The sequence below is a fragment of the Klebsiella sp. Q11 genome, from assembly GCF_964241505.1.
GTDB classification, from domain to species: domain Bacteria; phylum Pseudomonadota; class Gammaproteobacteria; order Enterobacterales; family Enterobacteriaceae; genus Klebsiella; species Klebsiella michiganensis.
Genome location: NZ_CAXSXW010000022.1, coordinates 23,873 through 42,420 on the forward strand (window position 1 = coordinate 23,873; position 18,548 = coordinate 42,420).

The window sequence follows — 18,548 nt, forward strand, 5'->3', positions numbered from 1 at the left end:
TCGCTTTCCTGCGGCCTTGATGCAACTTGAATGATTTTGTGTATGGCATAGTGCTTTAACCTGAACGACGACGATTACGTGGCGGACCGTTACGACGCGGGCCGTTGCCCGGGCGCGGGCGCGTAAGACGTAGCGGTCTGGGCAGTTCAGTCATCAGCGCGTCCGAATTGTATTTGCTGACCGGAATTGAATGGCCGATATAGGTTTCAATTGCCGGCAGATTCAGCGCGTACTCTTCACAGGCCAGGCTGATGGAGTGACCGCTGGCGCCAGCGCGGCCGGTACGGCCAATACGGTGAACGTAGTCTTCGCAATCGTCCGGCAGGTCGTAGTTAAAGACGTGCGTAACGGCCGGAATATGCAGACCGCGGGCGGCAACGTCGGTTGCGACCAGAATGTCGATATCGCCGCGGGTAAATTCATCGAGAATGCGCAGACGTTTTTTCTGCGCGACGTCGCCGGTTAACAGACCAACGCGATGGCCGTCCGCCGCCAGGTGACCCCAGATATCTTCACAACGATGTTTGGTGTTGGCGAAAATAATCGCGCGATCCGGCCACTCTTCTTCCAGCAGCGTCTGCAGCAGGCGCATTTTTTCTTCGTTGGAAGGATAGAACAGCTCTTCTTTAATACGGTGGCCCGTTTTCTGCTCAGGCTCAACTTCGACGTACTCGGCGTTGTTCATTTGTTCGAACGCCAGTTCACGGACGCGATAAGAAAGGGTGGCAGAGAACAGCATGTTCAGGCGCTGATTCGCTGGCGGCATACGGCGGAACAGCCAACGGATATCTTTAATAAAGCCGAGATCGTACATGCGATCGGCTTCGTCAAGCACGACAACCTGAATGGCGCCGAGGTTAATATGGTTCTGTTTGGCGTAGTCGATAAGGCGACCGGTGGTACCGATCAGAATATCCACGCCGCTTTCCAGCACTTTCAGCTGCTTATCGTAGCCGTCGCCGCCGTAAGCCAAGCCGAGTTTCAGACCGGTAGCCTGCGCCAGCGGTTCGGCGTCAGCGTGGATCTGAACCGCCAGTTCACGCGTCGGCGCCATGATCAGCGCGCGCGGCTGGTTGACCTGGCGGTCAGCGATCGCCGGGTGAGTGAGAAGATAATGAAACGTTGACGTCAGAAACGCCATCGTTTTACCGGTACCGGTTTGCGCCTGCCCGGCGACATCGCGACCTTCCAGCGTAAGCGGGAGGGCGAGTGCCTGAATGGGTGTACAATTATGAAACCCTTTCTTTTCAAGGGCTTCAATCACTGCCGGGTGCAGGGCGAAGTCGGAAAACTTCTGTTCTGTTAAATGTGTTTTGCTCATAGTGTGGTAGAATATCAGCTAACTATTGCATTAAGAAAGCGTATCCGGTGAAATAACGTCAACCTTTCGTTGGCTATGTATGAAATTATTCAAGGTGCGTCTGCGGCAACTGAACGAATCTTCGAAAGCTTAGACTACTAAGCGAGGCGAGGGTGACAAATCTGCGATAAGCCGGTTTGAACGCTGGTTGCTTTATCTTTTGCGGGGCAAAGTTCATGATGGGCATTGTGATGCAGAGAGATAAAAGAGGCATTCTGAAGAACAGCGTGCATAACGTAGCATCGACACGTCGTTGATGGCCGCGACACCAACACACCAGGCTTATTCCTGTGGAGTTAAATATGAGCGATAAAATTATTCACCTGACTGACGACAGTTTTGACACGGACGTACTCAAGGCTGACGGGCTAACCCTCGTCGATTTCTGGGCAGAGTGGTGTGGTCCGTGCAAAATGATCGCCCCGATTCTGGATGAGATCGCTGAAGAGTATCAGGGCAAACTGACCATTGCGAAACTGAACATCGATCAGAACCCGGGTACTGCGCCGAAATACGGCATTCGCGGCATCCCGACCCTGCTGCTGTTCAAAAATGGCGAAGTGGCAGCGACCAAAGTTGGCGCGCTGTCCAAAGGCCAGCTGAAAGAGTTCCTCGACGCCAACCTGGCGTAAGCGGCTTGTTCTCCCGGCGTCCAGCGTCCAATTTTTTGCGGATCTCTGGACGCCCGGCGAGAGTCGTGCTAAGTTAATCTCAGACTTCGTTTTAAACATACCTTTGTTTGAATCTTGTTTTACCCAAAGCGTCCCGCAAAAATGCGCGTGAGGCTTATAATCCGGGCTTATCACTCATTCCGTTTAGTCGTTTCAGTTCTGCGTTCTTTCCTGTGACCAGGCAACGTACAGACACGAGATGAAGGCCGTTAACAGGCATGGATGTTCCTGCCATACCATTCACAACATTAAGTTCGAGAATTACCCCGAGTTTAAGAACCCACACCATTATGAATCTTACCGAATTAAAGAATACGCCGGTTTCTGAGCTGATTACTCTCGGCGAAAATATGGGGCTGGAAAACCTGGCCCGTATGCGTAAGCAGGATATTATTTTTGCCATCCTCAAGCAGCATTCGAAGAGTGGCGAGGATATCTTTGGCGATGGCGTACTGGAGATACTGCAGGATGGATTTGGTTTCCTCCGTTCAGCAGACAGCTCCTACCTCGCCGGTCCCGACGACATCTACGTATCCCCCAGCCAAATCCGCCGCTTCAACCTCCGCACTGGTGACACCATTTCCGGTAAGATTCGTCCTCCTAAAGAGGGTGAGCGTTACTTTGCGTTGTTGAAAGTTAACGAAGTTAACTACGATAAGCCGGAAAACGCGCGTAACAAGATTCTGTTCGAGAACTTAACCCCTCTGCACGCAAATTCACGTCTGCGTATGGAGCGTGGTAACGGCTCAACGGAAGACTTAACCGCTCGCGTCCTGGATCTGGCATCGCCGATCGGCCGTGGCCAGCGTGGTCTGATTGTTGCGCCGCCGAAGGCCGGTAAAACCATGCTGCTGCAGAACATCGCGCAGAGCATTGCGTACAACCATCCTGATTGCGTTCTGATGGTACTGCTGATCGACGAACGTCCGGAAGAAGTGACCGAGATGCAGCGTCTGGTTAAAGGCGAAGTTGTCGCTTCTACCTTTGACGAGCCGGCATCTCGCCACGTTCAGGTTGCCGAGATGGTTATCGAGAAAGCGAAGCGTCTGGTTGAGCATAAGAAAGACGTTATCATTCTGCTCGACTCCATTACCCGTCTGGCGCGTGCCTACAACACCGTCGTCCCGGCTTCCGGTAAAGTGTTGACCGGTGGTGTGGACGCCAACGCCCTGCATCGTCCGAAGCGTTTCTTCGGTGCCGCGCGTAACGTGGAAGAGGGCGGCAGCCTGACGATTATCGCTACGGCGCTGATCGATACCGGTTCTAAAATGGACGAAGTTATCTACGAAGAGTTTAAAGGCACCGGTAACATGGAGCTTCACCTCTCTCGTAAGATCGCAGAAAAACGCGTCTTCCCGGCTATCGACTACAACCGTTCCGGTACCCGTAAAGAAGAGCTGCTCACCACTCAGGAAGAGCTGCAGAAGATGTGGATCCTGCGTAAAATCATTCACCCGATGGGTGAGATTGACGCGATGGAATTCCTCATCAATAAACTGGCGATGACCAAAACTAACGATGACTTCTTCGACATGATGAAGCGCTCGTAAGCTAAAAACGCCAGAGAACGCCACGCTATTGCGTGGCGTTTTGTTTTCCGGGTTTGTATGATCCAGGAAGGGAAAACAAAATGGGTCTTAACGTATGATATGCGCAGGATGATGGCAGGCAGAGACGGCTTTAACAGTCTAAAATTTCTACAATAAATTTGTAATGTTCTGCTTTGCCCCTTCTGGAGTTGAGGCATCATCGTTATACTTCCCGGATTAACTATGCTGAGAGCACATGCGTTGTGAATTTACTCACTGCTATTACTGAATTAATCAGTATTTTCTTATTCACCACCCTGTTTATATTTATCGCTCGCAAGGCGGCAAAAAGAGTTGGGCTGGTGGATAAACCTAACTATCGCAAACGGCATCAGGGTTTGATTCCGTTAGTCGGTGGTATTTCAGTTTTCGCAGGTATTTGTTTTACGTTTGCTATCGCCGATTATTACATTCCCCACGCTCGGTTATACCTGGGATGTGCCGGGGTACTCGTGCTGGTCGGTGCGCTGGACGATCGCTTTGATATCAGCGTAAAAATTCGCGCGGTTATTCAAGCCGCTATCGCCGTCATTATGATGATGGTGGGTAATCTTCATCTTAGTAGCCTCGGTTTTATATTCGGCTCATGGGAGCTGGTGCTCGGCCCTTTTGGCTTCTTCCTCACGCTGTTCGCCGTCTGGGCGGCGATCAACGCCTTCAATATGGTTGATGGTATCGATGGGCTGCTTGGCGGTCTATCGTCAGTCTCTTTCGCGGCAACGGGCATTATCCTGTGGTTTGATGGCCAGTACAGCCTGGCGATGTGGTGTTTTGCGATGATCGCCGCCATTTTGCCCTATATTTTACTTAACCTCGGTGCGCTTGGTCGTCGCTATAAGGTCTTTATGGGTGATGCCGGCAGCACCATGATTGGCTTCACTATCATCTGGATCCTGCTGGAGACCACGCAGGGAAAAACGCATCCTATCAGCCCGGTCACGGCGCTGTGGATTATCGCTATTCCGTTGATGGATATGGTGGCGATTATGTACCGTCGCCTGCGCAAAGGGATGAGCCCATTCTCCCCGGACCGTCAGCATATTCATCATTTAATCATGCGCGCCGGGTTTACTTCCCGTCAGGCGTTTGTGCTGATCACCCTGGCCGCCGCGCTGCTGGCCCTGGTTGGCGTGGTGGCGGAATACACCCGCATTGTTCCTGAATGGGTGATGTTAATACTCTTTTTGTTAGCCTTCTTTCTTTATGGCTACTGCATTAAACGCGCCTGGAAAGTGGCGCGCATGGTTAAGCGCATTAGACGCAGAATACGGCGACACAGCGGCAATAATCCAAATTAACCAAGTCAATCTGGGGACGTGATGACTCAACCATTACCGGGAGCACAAACAGTGAACGTTGAGAACGAGCTGGATATTCGCGGGCTGTTTCGCGCCTTATGGGCCGGAAAAAGCTGGATAGCAGGTATCGCAGTGCTCTTTGCACTGATTGTTCTGGTTTATACCTTTTTTGCTCGTCAGGAGTGGAGCGCGACGGCGATTACCGACCGACCGACGGTGAACATGCTGGGGGGATACTATTCACAACAGCAGTTCTTACGCAATCTCGATATCAAGGCCAATCTCGTCTCTGTCGATCAGCCTTCGGTCATGGACGAAGCATATAAAGAGTTCATCATGCAGCAGGCGTCGTGGGATACCCGCCGCGACTTCTGGTTGCAAACGGACTACTACAAGCAGCGCCAGTCGGGTAACGCTCGCGCCGATGCCGCGCTGTTGGATGACCTGATTAACGATATCCAGTTCATGCCCGGCGATGCGCTAAAAAGCATCAACGATAGCGTGAAGCTGACGGCAGAAACCGCGCCTGATGCCAACAATCTGCTGCGCCAGTATGTGGCTTTCGCCAGCCAGCGTGCGGCAGGGCATCTGAATGATGAGCTCAAAGGCGCCTGGGCCGCGCGTACCGTACAGATGAAAGCGCAGGTGAAGCGCCAGGAAGAGGTGGCGCGAGAGATTTTCAATCGCCGCATGCACAGCGTGGAACAGGCGCTGAAAGTCGCGCAGCAGCACAACATCTCCCGCAGCGAAACCGATATTCCACCAGACCAGCTGCCGGATTCCGAGCTGTTTTTACTGGGGCGTCCAATGCTGCAGGCCCGGCTGGAAAATCTGCAGGCGGTGGGGCCGCAGTACGATCTTGATTATGACCAAAGCCGTGCCATGTTAACGACGTTGAACGTGGGGCCGACCCTGGACCCGCGTTTTCAGACTTACAGGTATTTGCGAACGCCTGAAGAACCGGTAAAACGCGATAGCCCGCGCCGCGTGTTTCTGATGGTGATGTGGGGGATTGTGGGCGCGCTCATCGGCGCAGGCGTTGCGTTATCGCGTCGCCGTGTCCAGTGAATGCGGCCTGTGGTGAAGGATATGTCGCCTTCATCGCCTAATCGAAGAGAATCGATGTGAAAGTACTAACGGTATTTGGCACGAGACCAGAAGCTATCAAGATGGCGCCTCTGGTTCATGCGCTGGCAAAGGATCCTCATTTTGAGGCGAAAGTTTGCGTGACCGCGCAGCATCGGGAGATGCTCGATCAGGTGTTGAAACTTTTTTCTATTGTTCCGGAATACGACCTTAACATTATGCAGCCGGGTCAGGGATTGACGGAGATTACCTGTCGCATCCTTGAAGGTTTAAAGCCGGTGCTGGAGTCGTTTAAGCCAGACGTGGTGCTGGTGCATGGCGATACCACCACGACGATGGCGGCAAGTCTGGCCGCTTTCTATCAGCGGATCCCGGTAGGACACGTGGAAGCCGGGCTGCGCACGGGCGATCTGAGCTCGCCGTGGCCGGAAGAGGGGAACCGTACGTTGACCGGGCATCTGGCGACGTACCACTTTGCGCCGACCGAAACCTCAAGGCAGAACCTGCTGCGGGAAAACATCGCCGACAATCGGATCACGGTAACCGGTAATACGGTTATTGACGCGCTATTCTGGGTGCGCGACCGGGTGTTGAGCGATGAAGCCCTGCACAACGAGCTGACTCAGCGTTATCCCTTCCTCGCCAACGGCAAGAAGATGATTCTGGTCACTGGACACCGTCGGGAAAGCTTTGGCCGCGGTTTCGAGCAAATCTGCCATGCGCTGGCGGAGATCGCCGCGAACAATCCGGACGTACAAATCGTCTATCCGGTGCATTTGAATCCGAACGTCAGCGAACCGGTGAAGCGCATTCTCGGCCACGTTGAGAACGTCATACTTATTGAGCCGCAGGATTATTTGCCGTTTGTCTGGCTGATGAACCGCGCGTGGTTGATCCTGACCGATTCCGGCGGTATCCAGGAAGAGGCGCCCTCGCTCGGGAAACCGGTGCTGGTGATGCGTGAAATGACCGAGCGCCCGGAGGCGGTCAGCGCGGGCACCGTGTGCCTGGTGGGTACCGATAGCCAGCGCATCGTCAATGAAGTCACGCGCCTGCTGCAAGATGAGTCCGCGTATCAGGCCATGAGCCGGGCGCATAACCCGTATGGCGATGGACATGCGTGTCATCGTATTTTGTCTGCACTTAAAAATAATCAGGTAACGCTATGAATTTTTCTACCATTTCAGTGATTGGCCTTGGATATATTGGCCTGCCAACCGCTGCCGCGTTCGCCTCCCGGCAAAAGCGGGTGGTCGGCGTTGATATCAATCAACACGCCGTGGAGACCATTAACCGTGGTGAAATTCATATCGTGGAGCCGGATCTGGCGAGCGTCGTCAAAACGGCGGTCGAGCAGGGCTACCTGAGCGCCACTACCGCGCCGGTAGAAGCCGACGCTTACCTGATTGCGGTGCCGACGCCGTTTAAAGACCTGCACGAACCGGATATGGTTTTCGTCGAGTCGGCGGCGAAATCTATCGCACCGACGCTGAAGAAAGGGTCGCTGGTTATCCTTGAGTCCACCTCGCCGGTGGGTTCAACCGAGCAGATGGCGGGCTGGCTGGCGGAAATGCGCCCCGATCTGAGCTTCCCGCAGCAGGTTGGCGAAGCGGCGGACGTCAATATCGCCTACTGTCCGGAGCGCGTGTTGCCGGGGCAGGTGATGGTTGAGCTGATTAAAAACGATCGCGTGATTGGCGGCATGTCGCCGGTTTGCTCAGCCCGCGCCAGCGAGCTGTATAAAATATTCCTCGAAGGCGAATGTGTGGTGACCAACTCGCGCACCGCCGAGATGTGCAAGCTGACTGAAAACAGCTTTCGCGACGTTAATATCGCTTTTGCCAATGAACTTTCGCTAATTTGCGCCGATCAGGGGATCAACGTCTGGGAACTGATTCGTCTGGCGAATCGTCATCCGCGCGTCAATATCCTCCAGCCGGGGCCGGGCGTTGGCGGCCACTGCATCGCGGTCGACCCGTGGTTTATCGTGGCGCAAAACCCGCAGCAGGCGCGGCTTATCCGGACCGCGCGTGAAGTCAACGACCACAAACCAGAATGGGTGATCGATCAGGTCAAAGCGCGGGTCGCCGACTGCCTCGCCGCCAGCAACAAACGCGCCAGCGAGCTAAAAATCGCCTGTTTTGGCCTCGCGTTTAAGCCGAATATTGATGACCTGCGCGAAAGCCCGGCCATGGCCATTGCCGCGCAGATCGCCCGCTGGCACGGCGGCGAAACCCTGGTCGTTGAGCCAAATATTCATCAGCTGCCGAAAAAGCTCGACGGACTGTGCGCTCTGGCGTCGCTGGACGAGGCGCTGGCGAGCGCCGAGGTGCTGGTGATGCTGGTCGATCATAAAGAATTTAAAGCGGTTGGCGGGGAGAGCGTTAGCCAGCAGTTTATCGTCGATACCAAAGGGGTGTGGCGGTGAGCACGATTCTGGTCACCGGCGGCGCCGGATTCATCGGTTCGGCGGTGGTGCGCGAAATCATTACCGCAACCAGCGATAACGTGGTGATTATTGATAAGCTGACCTACGCCGGGAATCTGATGTCGCTGGCGCCTGTAGCTGGGGATCCGCGTTTTGCTTTTGAACGGGTGGATATCTGCAATCGCGCCGAACTGGATCGGGTATTTCGCCACTATCAGCCCGATACGGTGATGCATCTGGCTGCCGAAAGCCACGTCGACCGCTCTATTGATGGCCCGGCGGCGTTTATCGAAACCAACATTGTCGGGACCTATACGCTGCTGGAAGCTGCTCGGGCCTGGTGGAATACGCTGGCGAGAGATAAAAAATCCGCCTTTCGTTTCCACCACATCTCAACGGATGAGGTCTATGGCGATCTACACGACAGCGGCGCGTTTTTTACCGAAACAACGGCCTATGCGCCCAGCAGTCCCTATTCGGCCTCGAAAGCCAGCAGCGACCATCTGGTTCGCGCCTGGCAGAGGACCTACGGCTTGCCAGCGCTGGTCACTAACTGCTCGAATAACTATGGGCCGTATCATTTCCCGGAAAAACTGATCCCGCTGACCATCCTGAATGCGCTGGCGGGCAAACCGCTGCCGGTTTATGGCAACGGGCAGCAGATCCGCGACTGGCTGTTCGTTGAAGATCACGCCAGGGCGCTCTATCAGGTAGCAACGCGCGGTGAGCCGGGCGAAACTTACAATATTGGCGGCCATAATGAACGGAAGAATATCGAGGTGGTAGAAACCATTTGCGATCTGCTGGAAGAGCTGGCGCCGCACAAGCCGGATGGCCTGGCGTGCTATCGCGATCTCATCACTTTTGTTGCCGATCGTCCCGGCCATGACCTGCGCTATGCCATTGACGCGACGAAAATAGAGCGTGAGCTGGGCTGGACGCCGGATGAAACGTTTACCAGCGGGATGCGCAAAACCGTTGCGTGGTATCTGGCCAATGAATCCTGGTGGCGGCAGGTGCTGGACGGCAGCTATCAGGGCGAACGCCTGGGGCTGCATGCCTGAGCGCTTGAGGGGGAAAAATGAAAGGTATTATTCTGGCTGGCGGATCGGGTACTCGCCTGCATCCGATCACGCGCGGCGTCTCAAAACAGCTGCTACCTATCTACGACAAGCCGATGATCTACTATCCGCTCTCGGTGCTGATGCTGGCCGGGATTCGCGAAGTGTTGATCATTACCACTCCGGATGACCAGCGTGATTTCCAACGACTGCTTGGTGATGGTTCGGAGTTCGGCATGCAGCTAAGCTACGCCGCGCAGCCAAGCCCGGACGGGCTGGCGCAGGCTTTTATCATTGGAGAGGCTTTTCTCAACGGTGAGCCCTCATGTCTGGTGCTGGGCGATAACATCTTTTTCGGCCAGGGTTTTAGCCCGAAGCTGCGTAGCGTCGCGGCCCGCATGACCGGGGCGACGGTGTTCGGCTATCAGGTGATGGACCCGGAACGCTTTGGCGTGGTGGAGTTTGATGACGAATTCCGCGCCATTTCTCTGGAAGAGAAGCCCAGGCAGCCCAAGTCTAACTGGGCGGTAACCGGCCTCTATTTTTACGATGGTAAAGCGGCAGAGTACGCGAAGCGGGTTAAACCCTCAGAGCGCGGTGAGCTGGAGATCACTTCCATCAATCAAATGTACCTCGATGATGGTGCACTGACGGTGGAGCTGCTGGGACGTGGTTTTGCCTGGTTGGACACCGGCACGCACGATAGCCTGATCGAGGCCAGCATGTTTGTGCAGACGGTGGAGAAGCGTCAGGGCTTTAAAATTGCTTGCCTGGAAGAAATCGCCTGGCGCAATGGCTGGCTGGATGACGACGGCGTGAAGCGAGCGGCGAAACGGCTGGAAAAAACCGGCTACGGCCAATACTTACTGGATTTACTCCGTGCCCGCCCGCGCCAGTATTGAGCCCCTTGAGTGGGAAAACCGCTTCTTCGGCGTCAATAGCGCCATTCTCCGCTTTGGCGACGATGCGCCGCCGCTGACGGTGGACGCGCTGGCGAACTGGTCACGGGTGCAGGCGAAAGTCGCGGCGGATGATGCCGCGCGCCTGGATTCGCTGCAGGCATTAGGCTTCCGGCTGGTGGAGGGCGAGGTCGATCTTGCGCTTTCGCCCGCGGCTTCTGATGATATCGGCGCCGAGCCGGCGACCGAGGTGGATATCCCCCGGCTGCGCGAACTGGCGGCGCTGGCCTTTGCGCAGAGCCGTTTTCGCGCCCCCTGGTACGCCGACGATGCCAGCGGTCGTTTCTACGCCCAGTGGATTGAAAATGCGGTGCGCGGAACCTTCGATCACCAGTGTCTGGTGCTTCGCGCCCCTGACGGCGATATCCGCGCGTTTGTCTCCCTGCGCCAGCTCAGCGAGCGCGAGGCGAGGATTGGCCTGCTGGCCGGACGCGGCGCCGGAGCGGAATTAATGCAGGCGGCGCAGCGCTGGGCCGCGCTGCGCGAGCTGACGACACTGCGGGTGGCGACCCAGATGGGCAACACCGCCGCGCTTAAACGTTACATTCTTAGCGGTGCCAATGTCGAAAGCACCGCGTACTGGTTATACAGGTGACATGATGATTCCATTTAACGCGCCGCCGGTGGTGGGCACCGAGCTTGATTATATGCAGTCCGCGATGGGGAGCGGCAAGCTGTGCGGCGATGGCGGTTTTACCCGCCGCTGCCAGCAGTGGATGGAGCAGCGTTTTGGCACCGCGAAAGCGCTGCTGACGCCGTCCTGCACCGCTTCGCTGGAAATGGCGGCGCTGCTGCTGGATATTCAGCCGGGCGATGAAGTGATTATGCCGAGCTATACCTTCGTCTCCACCGCCAACGCCTTTGTGCTGCGCGGCGCGAAAATCGTCTTCGTTGATATTCGTCGCGATACCATGAATATCGATGAAACGCTGATTGAAGCGGCCATCACCGAGAAAACCCGCGCGATTGTACCGGTCCACTACGCCGGCGTGGCCTGCGAGATGGACACCATTATGGCTATCGCCAGCAAGCATAATCTGTTTGTGGTGGAGGATGCCGCTCAGGGCGTGATGTCGACCTATAAAGGACGGGCGCTCGGCACTATCGGCCATATTGGCTGCTTCAGCTTCCATGAAACCAAAAACTACACCGCGGGCGGTGAAGGCGGCGCAACGCTGATTAACGATCGCATGCTGATAGAACGCGCGGAGATCATTCGTGAAAAAGGCACCAACCGCAGCCAATTTTTCCGTGGCCTGGTGGACAAATATACCTGGCGCGATATCGGCTCCAGCTACCTGATGTCCGATTTACAGGCGGCCTATCTGTGGGCGCAGCTGGAAGCGGCGGAGCGGATTAACCAGCAGCGTCTGGCGCTGTGGCAGAACTACTACGACGCCCTGCTGCCGCTGGCGCGCGCCGGGCGTATCGATCTGCCCATCGTGCCTGCCGACTGCGGGCAAAATGCGCATATGTTCTATATCAAGCTGCGCGATATTGACGATCGCAGCAAGCTGATCGCCTGGCTGAAAGAGGCGGAAATTCTGGCGGTATTCCACTATATCCCGCTGCACAGCTGCCCGGCCGGGGAGAACTTCGGCGAGTTCCACGGGACGGATCGCTACACGACCCAGGAGAGCGAACGCCTGCTGCGCCTGCCGTTATTCTACAATTTGTCGAACGTTAACCAGCGCACGGTGATTAACTCGCTGCTGAGCTATTTCTCCTGATATGTCGCTGGCAAAAGCGTCTCTGTGGACCGCGGCGTCCACGCTGGTCAAAATCGGCGCCGGTCTGCTGGTGGTAAAACTGCTGGCCGTGTCGTTCGGCCCGGCTGGCGTGGGGCAGGCGGGTAACTTCCGCCAGCTGGTGACCGTGCTTGGCGTGCTGGCGGGGGCCGGGATATTTAACGGCGTCACGAAGCTGGTGGCCCAGCATCATGACGATCGCCGGCAGTTGAACAACGTCGTTGGCACCGCTTCAGCGATGGTACTCGGTTTCTCCACCCTGCTGGCGCTGATCTTCCTGCTGGCGGCCGCGCCAATAAGCCAGGGGCTATTCGGTCATCAACATTACCAGAATCTGGTACGGCTGGTGGCGCTGGTGCAGATGGGGATTGCCTGGGCGAATTTCCTGTTAGCGCTGATGAAAGGCTTTCGCGATGCGGCGGGTAATGCGCTGTCGCTTATCGCCGGGAGCCTGATTGGCGTGGCGGCGTACTATGCCTGCTACCGTTTTGGCGGCTATCAGGGCGCATTGCTGGGGCTGGCGCTGGTGCCGGCGCTGGTGGTGGTGCCGGCGGCTATCGTACTGTGGCATCGCGGCAATATTCCGCTAAGCGCGCTGCGCCCGCGCTGGGACAACGGCCTGGCGGGGCAGCTGTCGAAATTTACCCTGATGGCGCTGATTACCTCGGTGACGCTGCCGGTCGCCTACGTGATGATGCGTAACCTGCTGGCGGCCCACTATGGCTGGGAAGCGGTGGGGATCTGGCAAGGGGTGAGCAGCATCTCCGACGCCTATTTGCAGTTTATTACCGCGTCATTTAGCGTTTATCTTTTACCGACGCTGTCCCGTCTGACGGCGAAAGCGGATATCACCCGCGAGATTGGCAAATCGTTAAAATTTGTCCTCCCGGCGGTGGCGGCAGCGAGCTTAACGGTGTGGCTACTGCGTGATTTCGCTATCTGGCTACTTTTTTCCGACCGCTTTACGGCGATGCGCGATCTGTTTGCCTGGCAGCTGGTGGGCGATGTGTTAAAGGTCGGGGCTTATGTTTATGGTTATCTGGTGATCGCCAAAGCCTCGCTGCGTTTTTATATTCTGACGGAAATCAGCCAGTTCACGCTGTTGACCGCATTCTCGCACTGGCTTATCCCGGCGCACGGCGCAATCGGCGCGGCGCAGGCGTATATGGCTACCTATATTGTTTATTTCGCCCTCTGCAGCGGCGTGTTTTTACTTTGGCGTAAACGGGCATGACAGCACTGATACATGTACTGGGATCGGATATCCCGCACCACAACCAGACCGTGCTGCGGTTCTTTAATGATGAGCTGGCCGTGGATGACGAACAGGCTCGCCTGTTTATGGTCGTCGGTGATGCGACAGAAATTTGCGCCGTTTATCCCGCACTCTCCATTCGCTGCTATCCGGGGAAAAAGTCGCTGGCAAAGGCGGTTATCGCGCTGGCAAAGGCGAACCGGCAGCAGCGCTTTTTCTTTCACGGCCAGTTTAATACCGGCCTGTGGCTGGCGTTGCTCAGCGGCGGGATCCGCCCGGCGCAGTTTAACTGGCATATCTGGGGAGCGGATCTGTACGAGAACTCCGCCAGCCTGAAGTTTCGCCTGTTTTATCCCCTGCGGCGCCTGGCGCAGGGCCGGGTAGGCCGCGTGTTTGCGACCCGGGGCGATTTGAGCTGGTTCGCCGCCCGCCATTCTGGCGTAGCGGGAGAGCTGCTCTACTTTCCGACCCGCATGGATCCGGCGCTGAATTCGCTCGCCGTTAGCGCGCCGCGCGGCAACACGCTCACTATCCTGGTGGGTAATTCCGGCGACCGTAGCAACGAGCATATCGCGGCGCTGCGTGCGATTCGCCAGCAGTTTGGCGATACGGTTAACGTTGTCGTGCCGATGGGTTATCCGGCAAATAATGGCGACTACATCAACGAAGTCCGCGCGGCCGGCGCGGCGCTGTTCAGCCCGCAGCATTTCCAGGTATTGAGCGACAAGCTGGCGTTTGATGACTACCTTGCCCTGCTCCGCCGCTGCGATCTTGGCTACTTCCTGTTTGCCCGCCAGCAGGGTATCGGCACGCTGTGCCTGCTGATTCAGGCGGGGATCCCCTGCGTGCTGAACCGGGAGAACCCCTTCTGGCAGGATATGTCGGAGCAGCATATTCCGGTACTCTTTACCAGCGATGCGCTGGACGTGAGCGTTGTGCGTGAAGCGCAGCGCCAGCTGGCCGGAGTGGATAAAAATCAAATCGCCTTCTTCCGGCCGAATTACCTGACGGGCTGGCGACGAGCGTTGCGAATTGCTGCGGGGGTGGACGCATGACATTAATGCAATTTAGCGGGCTGCTGCTGGTCTGGCTGCTGTCGACGCTATTTATCGCCACCGCCACGTACTTTGAATTTCGTCGCGTACGCTTCAACTTCAACGTCTTTTTCTCGCTGCTGTATCTGCTGACGTTTTTCTTTGGCTTCCCGCTGACCAGTATTCTGGTGTTCCGCTTTGACGTCGCGGTCGCCCCGCCGGAAATTCTGCTGCAAACCCTGCTGGTTTCCGTCTGCTTTTATGCGGTTTACTACGTGACTTATAAAACGCGGCTACGGTCGGCGACGCACGGTCATCCGCATCGTCCGCTGTTTACGATGAATCGCGTGGAGACCCACCTCACCTGGGGCATTTTGCTGGGGCTGGCGCTGCTTTGCGTCGGCATCTTCTTTGCGCATAACGGCTTCCTGTTATTCAAGCTCAACTCCTATAGCCAGATCTTCTCCAGCGAAGTCTCCGGCGTGGCGCTAAAGCGCTTCTTCTACTTTTTCATCCCGGCAATGCTGGTGGTCTATTTTCTGCGTCAGGATTATAAAGCGTGGATATTCTTCCTTGTCAGCACCGTCGCCTTTGGCCTGCTGACCTACGCCATCGTTGGCGGCACCCGGGCGAATATCATCATCGCGTTTGCCATCTTCCTGTTTATCGGCATCATTCGCGGCTGGATCAGCCTGTGGATGCTGGCGGCTGCGGGCGTGCTGGGCATCGTTGGTATGTTCTGGCTGGCCCTGAAGCGCTATGGCATGAACGTCAGCGGCGATGAGGCGTTTTATACTTTCCTCTATCTGACCCGCGACACCTTCTCGCCGTGGGAGAATCTGGCCCTGCTGCTGCAAAATTACGACAAGATTGAGTTCCAGGGGCTGGCGCCAATCATCCGGGATTTTTACGTCTTTATCCCCAGCTGGTTGTGGCACGGTCGTCCGACAATGGTGCTCAATACCGCGAACTATTTCACCTGGGAAGTATTGAATAATCATTCTGGTCTGGCGATTTCGCCGACCCTGATTGGCTCGCTGGTGGTGATGGGCGGCGTCTGGTTCGTCCCGCTGGGCGCGGTGGCGGTTGGGCTGATTATTAAATGGTTTGACTGGCTGTACGAGCTTGGCAACCGGGAAACGAACCGCTATAAAGCGGCGATTCTGCACAGTTTCTGTTTTGGCGCTATCTTCAACATGATCGTGCTGGCGCGTGAAGGGCTGGATTCATTTGGCTCTCGCGTGGTTTTTTTCCTCGTTATCTTTGGGATCTGCCTGCTGGCGGCAAAACTGCTGTACTGGTTCCTTGATAGCGTGGGGCTGATTCACCGGCGGGCCAAACCGCTGACGCAACCTCAAGTCTGATAAGGGTGTACATGACTGAGACCACATCCGCGCCGTTGTACCTGCTGAGAGGGCTACAACTCATTGGTTGGCGCGATATGCAACACGCTCTGGATTATCTGTACGCCGATGGTGAGATCCGCACGGGAACGCTGGTGGCGATTAATGCAGAGAAGATGCTGGCGGTAGAAGACAGCCCCGAAGTCCGGGCGCTGATTGAAGCGGCAGAATTCAAATACGCTGATGGCATCAGCGTAGTACGTTCATTACGTAAAAAATACCCTCAGGCTCAGGTGTCGCGCGTCGCCGGCGCCGATTTATGGGAAGCCCTGATGGCGCGCGCAGGCGCTCAGGGAACGCCGGTATTTCTGATCGGCGGCAAGCCCGAGGTGCTGGCGCAGACGGAGCAGCAGCTTCGCCAGCGCTGGAACGTGAATATCGTTGGAAGCCAGGATGGCTATTTTGCCGCTGACCAGCGTCAGGCGCTATTTGAGCGTATCCGCGATAGCGGGGCGAAGATCGTCACGGTGGCGATGGGCTCGCCGCGTCAGGAGATCCTGATGCGCGACTGTCGGGACGTTTATCCTCAGGCGCTGTATATGGGCGTGGGCGGCACCTACGATGTTTTTACCGGCCACGTTCAGCGGGCGCCGAAGTTCTGGCAGGACCTGGGTCTGGAGTGGTTCTATCGCCTGGTTTCGCAGCCGAGCCGCATAAAAAGGCAGGCGCGCCTGCTGCGCTATTTACGCTGGCATTACACCGATAAGCTGTGACATTCCACTGCAAGCGGGCGGGTTTACCTGGGTATTCTGTGTAATGTCTTCACTCGCCTGATACTTTATTTGCCATTTCCCTCAAATTCATTAACCATTCGCATGCTTAAAACGCGACGGTCAGTTTACCGTCGCGCAGGCAGGGCTATTCATTCAATAAAAATAACCGGCATAGACACATCCCTGTTGGGATGCGCTTAAACCCGGAGCAGGGCAAACACAAGAGGCTATATGACTGAGAAAAAAGCGGAACTTCAGCGGGGACTGGAGGCGCGGCACATTGAGCTAATCGCTCTTGGTGGGACAATTGGCGTCGGGTTATTTATGGGCGCGGCCAGTACGCTGAAGTGGGCCGGACCTTCGGTTCTGCTGGCGTATATTATCGCCGGGCTCTTTGTCTTCTTCATCATGCGTTCGATGGGCGAAATGCTGTTCCTCGAACCGGTAACCGGATCGTTCGCCGTTTACGCACACCGCTATATGAGCCCGTTTTTCGGCTATCTCACCGCCTGGTCCTACTGGTTTATGTGGATGGCGGTCGGGATATCGGAGATTACGGCTATCGGGGTTTATGTGCAGTTCTGGTTCCCGGATATGGCGCAGTGGATACCGGCGCTGATTGCCGTCGGGCTGGTGGCGCTGGCGAACCTCGCGGCGGTACGGCTGTACGGCGAAATTGAATTCTGGTTTGCCATGATTAAGGTCACCACCATTATTGTGATGATCGTGGTGGGGCTGGGCGTTATTTTCTTTGGCTTTGGCAACGGCGGGCACGCCATTGGCTTTGGCAATCTGACCGAGCACGGTGGCTTCTTCGCCGGCGGCTGGAAGGGCTTTCTGACGGCGCTGTGCATCGTGGTCGCGTCTTATCAGGGCGTCGAGCTTATCGGGATTACCGCCGGTGAAGCGAAGAACCCGCAGGTTACGCTGCGTAGCGCGGTTGGCAAGGTGCTGTGGCGAATCCTGATTTTCTATGTAGGGGCGATTTTTGTGATCGTCACTATTTTCCCGTGGGATCAAATTGGCTCCAACGGCAGTCCGTTCGTACTGACCTTTGCCAAAATCGGCATCACCGCGGCGGCGGGCATTATCAACTTTGTGGTGCTCACGGCGGCGCTTTCCGGCTGTAACAGCGGCATGTACAGCTGCGGACGCATGCTCTACGCGCTGGCAAAAAACCGTCAGCTGCCCGCGGCCATCGCCAAAGTCTCGCGCAACGGCGTGCCGTCAGCGGGCGTGGCGCTGTCGATCCTGATTCTGCTGGTCGGCTCGTGCCTGAACTACATTATCCCTAATCCACAGCGCGTTTTCGTCTACGTCTACAGCGCCAGCGTGCTGCCGGGGATGGTGCCGTGGTTTGTGATTCTGATTAGCCAGCTGCGTTTTCGTCTCGTGCATAAAGAAGCGATGGCCAGCCATCCGTTTCGCTCGCTGCTGTTCCCGTGGGCGAACTATTTGACCATGGCGTTCCTGATTTGCGTGCTGATAGGGATGGGATTTAACGACGATACGCGTATGTCGCTCTTTGTCGGAATGATTTTCCTCGCCGCCGTGACGCTTATTTATAAGGTATTTGGCCTTGGCCGACGCGGAAATGTTGATAATGTGGCGCAATAAGCAACAAAACGCACAAAGCATGAGCAAACAATAATTTTCTTTAAAAAGGCACTAGACAGCGGGGTAGGAAGTCCGTATTATCCGACCCCGCAACGGCGCTAAGCGCCCGTAGCTCAGCTGGATAGAGCGCTGCCCTCCGGAGGCAGAGGTCTCAGGTTCGAATCCTGTCGGGCGCACCATTTACCCGGTGCTGGAGCTGCGGTGGTTTCAATACCGCGTAAAAGATTTGCAGTGGTGGCTATAGCTCAGTTGGTAGAGCCCTGGATTGTGATTCCAGTTGTCGTGGGTTCGAATCCCATTAGCCACCCCATTATTTAGAAAGTTGT

16 protein-coding genes and 2 tRNA genes are annotated in these 18,548 nt (G+C 56.1%); 17 read left to right on the plus strand and 1 reads right to left on the minus strand.

Going from position 1 to position 18,548, the window contains the following annotated elements; translation table 11 throughout:
- Positions 1-55: 55 nt before the first annotated feature.
- Complete coding sequence (rhlB, locus tag ACESQ2_RS26520) at positions 56-1,321, minus strand: ATP-dependent RNA helicase RhlB (protein WP_004127388.1); 1,266 nt, start codon at positions 1,319-1,321, stop codon at positions 56-58.
- Positions 1,322-1,662: 341 nt separating this feature from the next.
- Here rhlB and trxA point away from each other — a divergent pair, with 341 nt between their 5' ends.
- From trxA to ACESQ2_RS26605, 17 genes are all read left to right on the plus strand, one after another.
- On the plus strand, positions 1,663-1,992 hold the full coding sequence (gene trxA, locus ACESQ2_RS26525; protein WP_004097507.1) for a thioredoxin TrxA: 330 nt from the start codon (positions 1,663-1,665) through the stop codon (positions 1,990-1,992).
- 329 nt (positions 1,993-2,321) lie between these two features.
- Positions 2,322-3,581, plus strand: a complete 1,260-nt coding sequence (gene rho / locus ACESQ2_RS26530; protein ID WP_002883293.1) for a transcription termination factor Rho — start codon at positions 2,322-2,324, stop codon at positions 3,579-3,581.
- Positions 3,582-3,823: 242 nt separating this feature from the next.
- Positions 3,824-4,918, plus strand: coding sequence for a UDP-N-acetylglucosamine--undecaprenyl-phosphate N-acetylglucosaminephosphotransferase (gene wecA, locus ACESQ2_RS26535; protein WP_004097511.1), 1,095 nt, complete (start codon positions 3,824-3,826; stop codon positions 4,916-4,918).
- Positions 4,919-4,939: 21 nt separating this feature from the next.
- Positions 4,940-5,986, plus strand: coding sequence for an ECA polysaccharide chain length modulation protein (wzzE, locus tag ACESQ2_RS26540; RefSeq protein WP_014227454.1), 1,047 nt, complete (start codon positions 4,940-4,942; stop codon positions 5,984-5,986).
- 56 nt (positions 5,987-6,042) lie between these two features.
- A complete protein-coding gene (gene wecB, locus ACESQ2_RS26545) occupies positions 6,043-7,173 on the plus strand; it encodes a non-hydrolyzing UDP-N-acetylglucosamine 2-epimerase (protein ID WP_004097518.1) in 1,131 nt (376 codons plus the stop codon).
- A complete protein-coding gene (gene wecC, locus ACESQ2_RS26550; RefSeq protein WP_046878134.1) occupies positions 7,170-8,432 on the plus strand; it encodes a UDP-N-acetyl-D-mannosamine dehydrogenase in 1,263 nt (420 codons plus the stop codon). The genes wecB and wecC overlap by 4 nt, the downstream gene beginning before the upstream one ends.
- Positions 8,429-9,496, plus strand: coding sequence for a dTDP-glucose 4,6-dehydratase (gene rffG / locus ACESQ2_RS26555; RefSeq protein WP_032720759.1), 1,068 nt, complete (start codon positions 8,429-8,431; stop codon positions 9,494-9,496). The genes wecC and rffG overlap by 4 nt, the downstream gene beginning before the upstream one ends.
- Positions 9,497-9,513: 17 nt before the next feature.
- Positions 9,514-10,395 carry a glucose-1-phosphate thymidylyltransferase RfbA gene (rfbA, locus tag ACESQ2_RS26560; RefSeq protein ID WP_064375203.1) on the plus strand — a complete coding sequence of 294 codons (882 nt, stop codon included), beginning with the start codon at positions 9,514-9,516 and terminating at the stop codon, positions 10,393-10,395.
- Positions 10,373-11,047 (plus strand): dTDP-4-amino-4,6-dideoxy-D-galactose acyltransferase, encoded by a 675-nt coding sequence (gene rffC, locus ACESQ2_RS26565; protein ID WP_046878133.1) that lies wholly within the window; start codon positions 10,373-10,375, stop codon positions 11,045-11,047. The genes rfbA and rffC overlap by 23 nt, the downstream gene beginning before the upstream one ends.
- Before the next feature lie 4 nt (positions 11,048-11,051).
- Positions 11,052-12,182: a dTDP-4-amino-4,6-dideoxygalactose transaminase gene (gene rffA / locus ACESQ2_RS26570; protein ID WP_049070984.1), complete on the plus strand. Its 1,131-nt coding sequence runs from the start codon at positions 11,052-11,054 to the stop codon at positions 12,180-12,182.
- A 1-nt stretch (position 12,183) separates the two neighbouring features.
- The gene (wzxE, locus tag ACESQ2_RS26575) at positions 12,184-13,434 is read left to right on the plus strand and encodes a lipid III flippase WzxE (protein ID WP_046878132.1); all 1,251 of its coding nucleotides are present in this window, start codon (positions 12,184-12,186) and stop codon (positions 13,432-13,434) included.
- The gene (locus ACESQ2_RS26580; RefSeq protein ID WP_046878131.1) at positions 13,431-14,510 is read left to right on the plus strand and encodes a TDP-N-acetylfucosamine:lipid II N-acetylfucosaminyltransferase; all 1,080 of its coding nucleotides are present in this window, start codon (positions 13,431-13,433) and stop codon (positions 14,508-14,510) included. Before wzxE ends, ACESQ2_RS26580 begins: the two co-directional genes overlap by 4 nt.
- Positions 14,507-15,853, plus strand: coding sequence for an ECA oligosaccharide polymerase (wzyE, locus tag ACESQ2_RS26585; RefSeq protein WP_014227459.1), 1,347 nt, complete (start codon positions 14,507-14,509; stop codon positions 15,851-15,853). Before ACESQ2_RS26580 ends, wzyE begins: the two co-directional genes overlap by 4 nt.
- Positions 15,854-15,864: 11 nt before the next feature.
- Positions 15,865-16,605: a lipopolysaccharide N-acetylmannosaminouronosyltransferase gene (gene wecG / locus ACESQ2_RS26590; protein ID WP_014227460.1), complete on the plus strand. Its 741-nt coding sequence runs from the start codon at positions 15,865-15,867 to the stop codon at positions 16,603-16,605.
- A gap of 231 nt (positions 16,606-16,836) precedes the next feature.
- Positions 16,837-18,222, plus strand: coding sequence for an amino acid permease (locus ACESQ2_RS26595; RefSeq protein WP_014227461.1), 1,386 nt, complete (start codon positions 16,837-16,839; stop codon positions 18,220-18,222).
- Between the two features lie 102 nt (positions 18,223-18,324).
- A tRNA-Arg gene (locus ACESQ2_RS26600) sits at positions 18,325-18,401 on the plus strand.
- 55 nt (positions 18,402-18,456) lie between these two features.
- Positions 18,457-18,532 (plus strand) — tRNA-His (locus tag ACESQ2_RS26605).
- Positions 18,533-18,548: the final 16 nt, after the last annotated feature.

Bases quoted from the DNA above. Each gene is read 5' to 3' on its own strand.
- rhlB (WP_004127388.1), bottom strand. From the start codon at position 1,321: ATGAGCAAAACACATTTAACAGAACAGAAGTTTTCCGACTTCGCCCTG.
- trxA (WP_004097507.1), top strand. From the start codon at position 1,663: ATGAGCGATAAAATTATTCACCTGACTGACGACAGTTTTGACACGGAC.
- rho (WP_002883293.1), top strand. From the start codon at position 2,322: ATGAATCTTACCGAATTAAAGAATACGCCGGTTTCTGAGCTGATTACT.
- wzzE (WP_014227454.1), top strand. From the start codon at position 4,940: ATGACTCAACCATTACCGGGAGCACAAACAGTGAACGTTGAGAACGAG.
- wecC (WP_046878134.1), top strand. From the start codon at position 7,170: ATGAATTTTTCTACCATTTCAGTGATTGGCCTTGGATATATTGGCCTG.
- rfbA (WP_064375203.1), top strand. From the start codon at position 9,514: ATGAAAGGTATTATTCTGGCTGGCGGATCGGGTACTCGCCTGCATCCG.
- rffA (WP_049070984.1), top strand. From the start codon at position 11,052: ATGATTCCATTTAACGCGCCGCCGGTGGTGGGCACCGAGCTTGATTAT.
- wzxE (WP_046878132.1), top strand. From the start codon at position 12,184: ATGTCGCTGGCAAAAGCGTCTCTGTGGACCGCGGCGTCCACGCTGGTC.
- ACESQ2_RS26580 (WP_046878131.1), top strand. From the start codon at position 13,431: ATGACAGCACTGATACATGTACTGGGATCGGATATCCCGCACCACAAC.
- wzyE (WP_014227459.1), top strand. From the start codon at position 14,507: ATGACATTAATGCAATTTAGCGGGCTGCTGCTGGTCTGGCTGCTGTCG.
- wecG (WP_014227460.1), top strand. From the start codon at position 15,865: ATGACTGAGACCACATCCGCGCCGTTGTACCTGCTGAGAGGGCTACAA.
- ACESQ2_RS26595 (WP_014227461.1), top strand. From the start codon at position 16,837: ATGACTGAGAAAAAAGCGGAACTTCAGCGGGGACTGGAGGCGCGGCAC.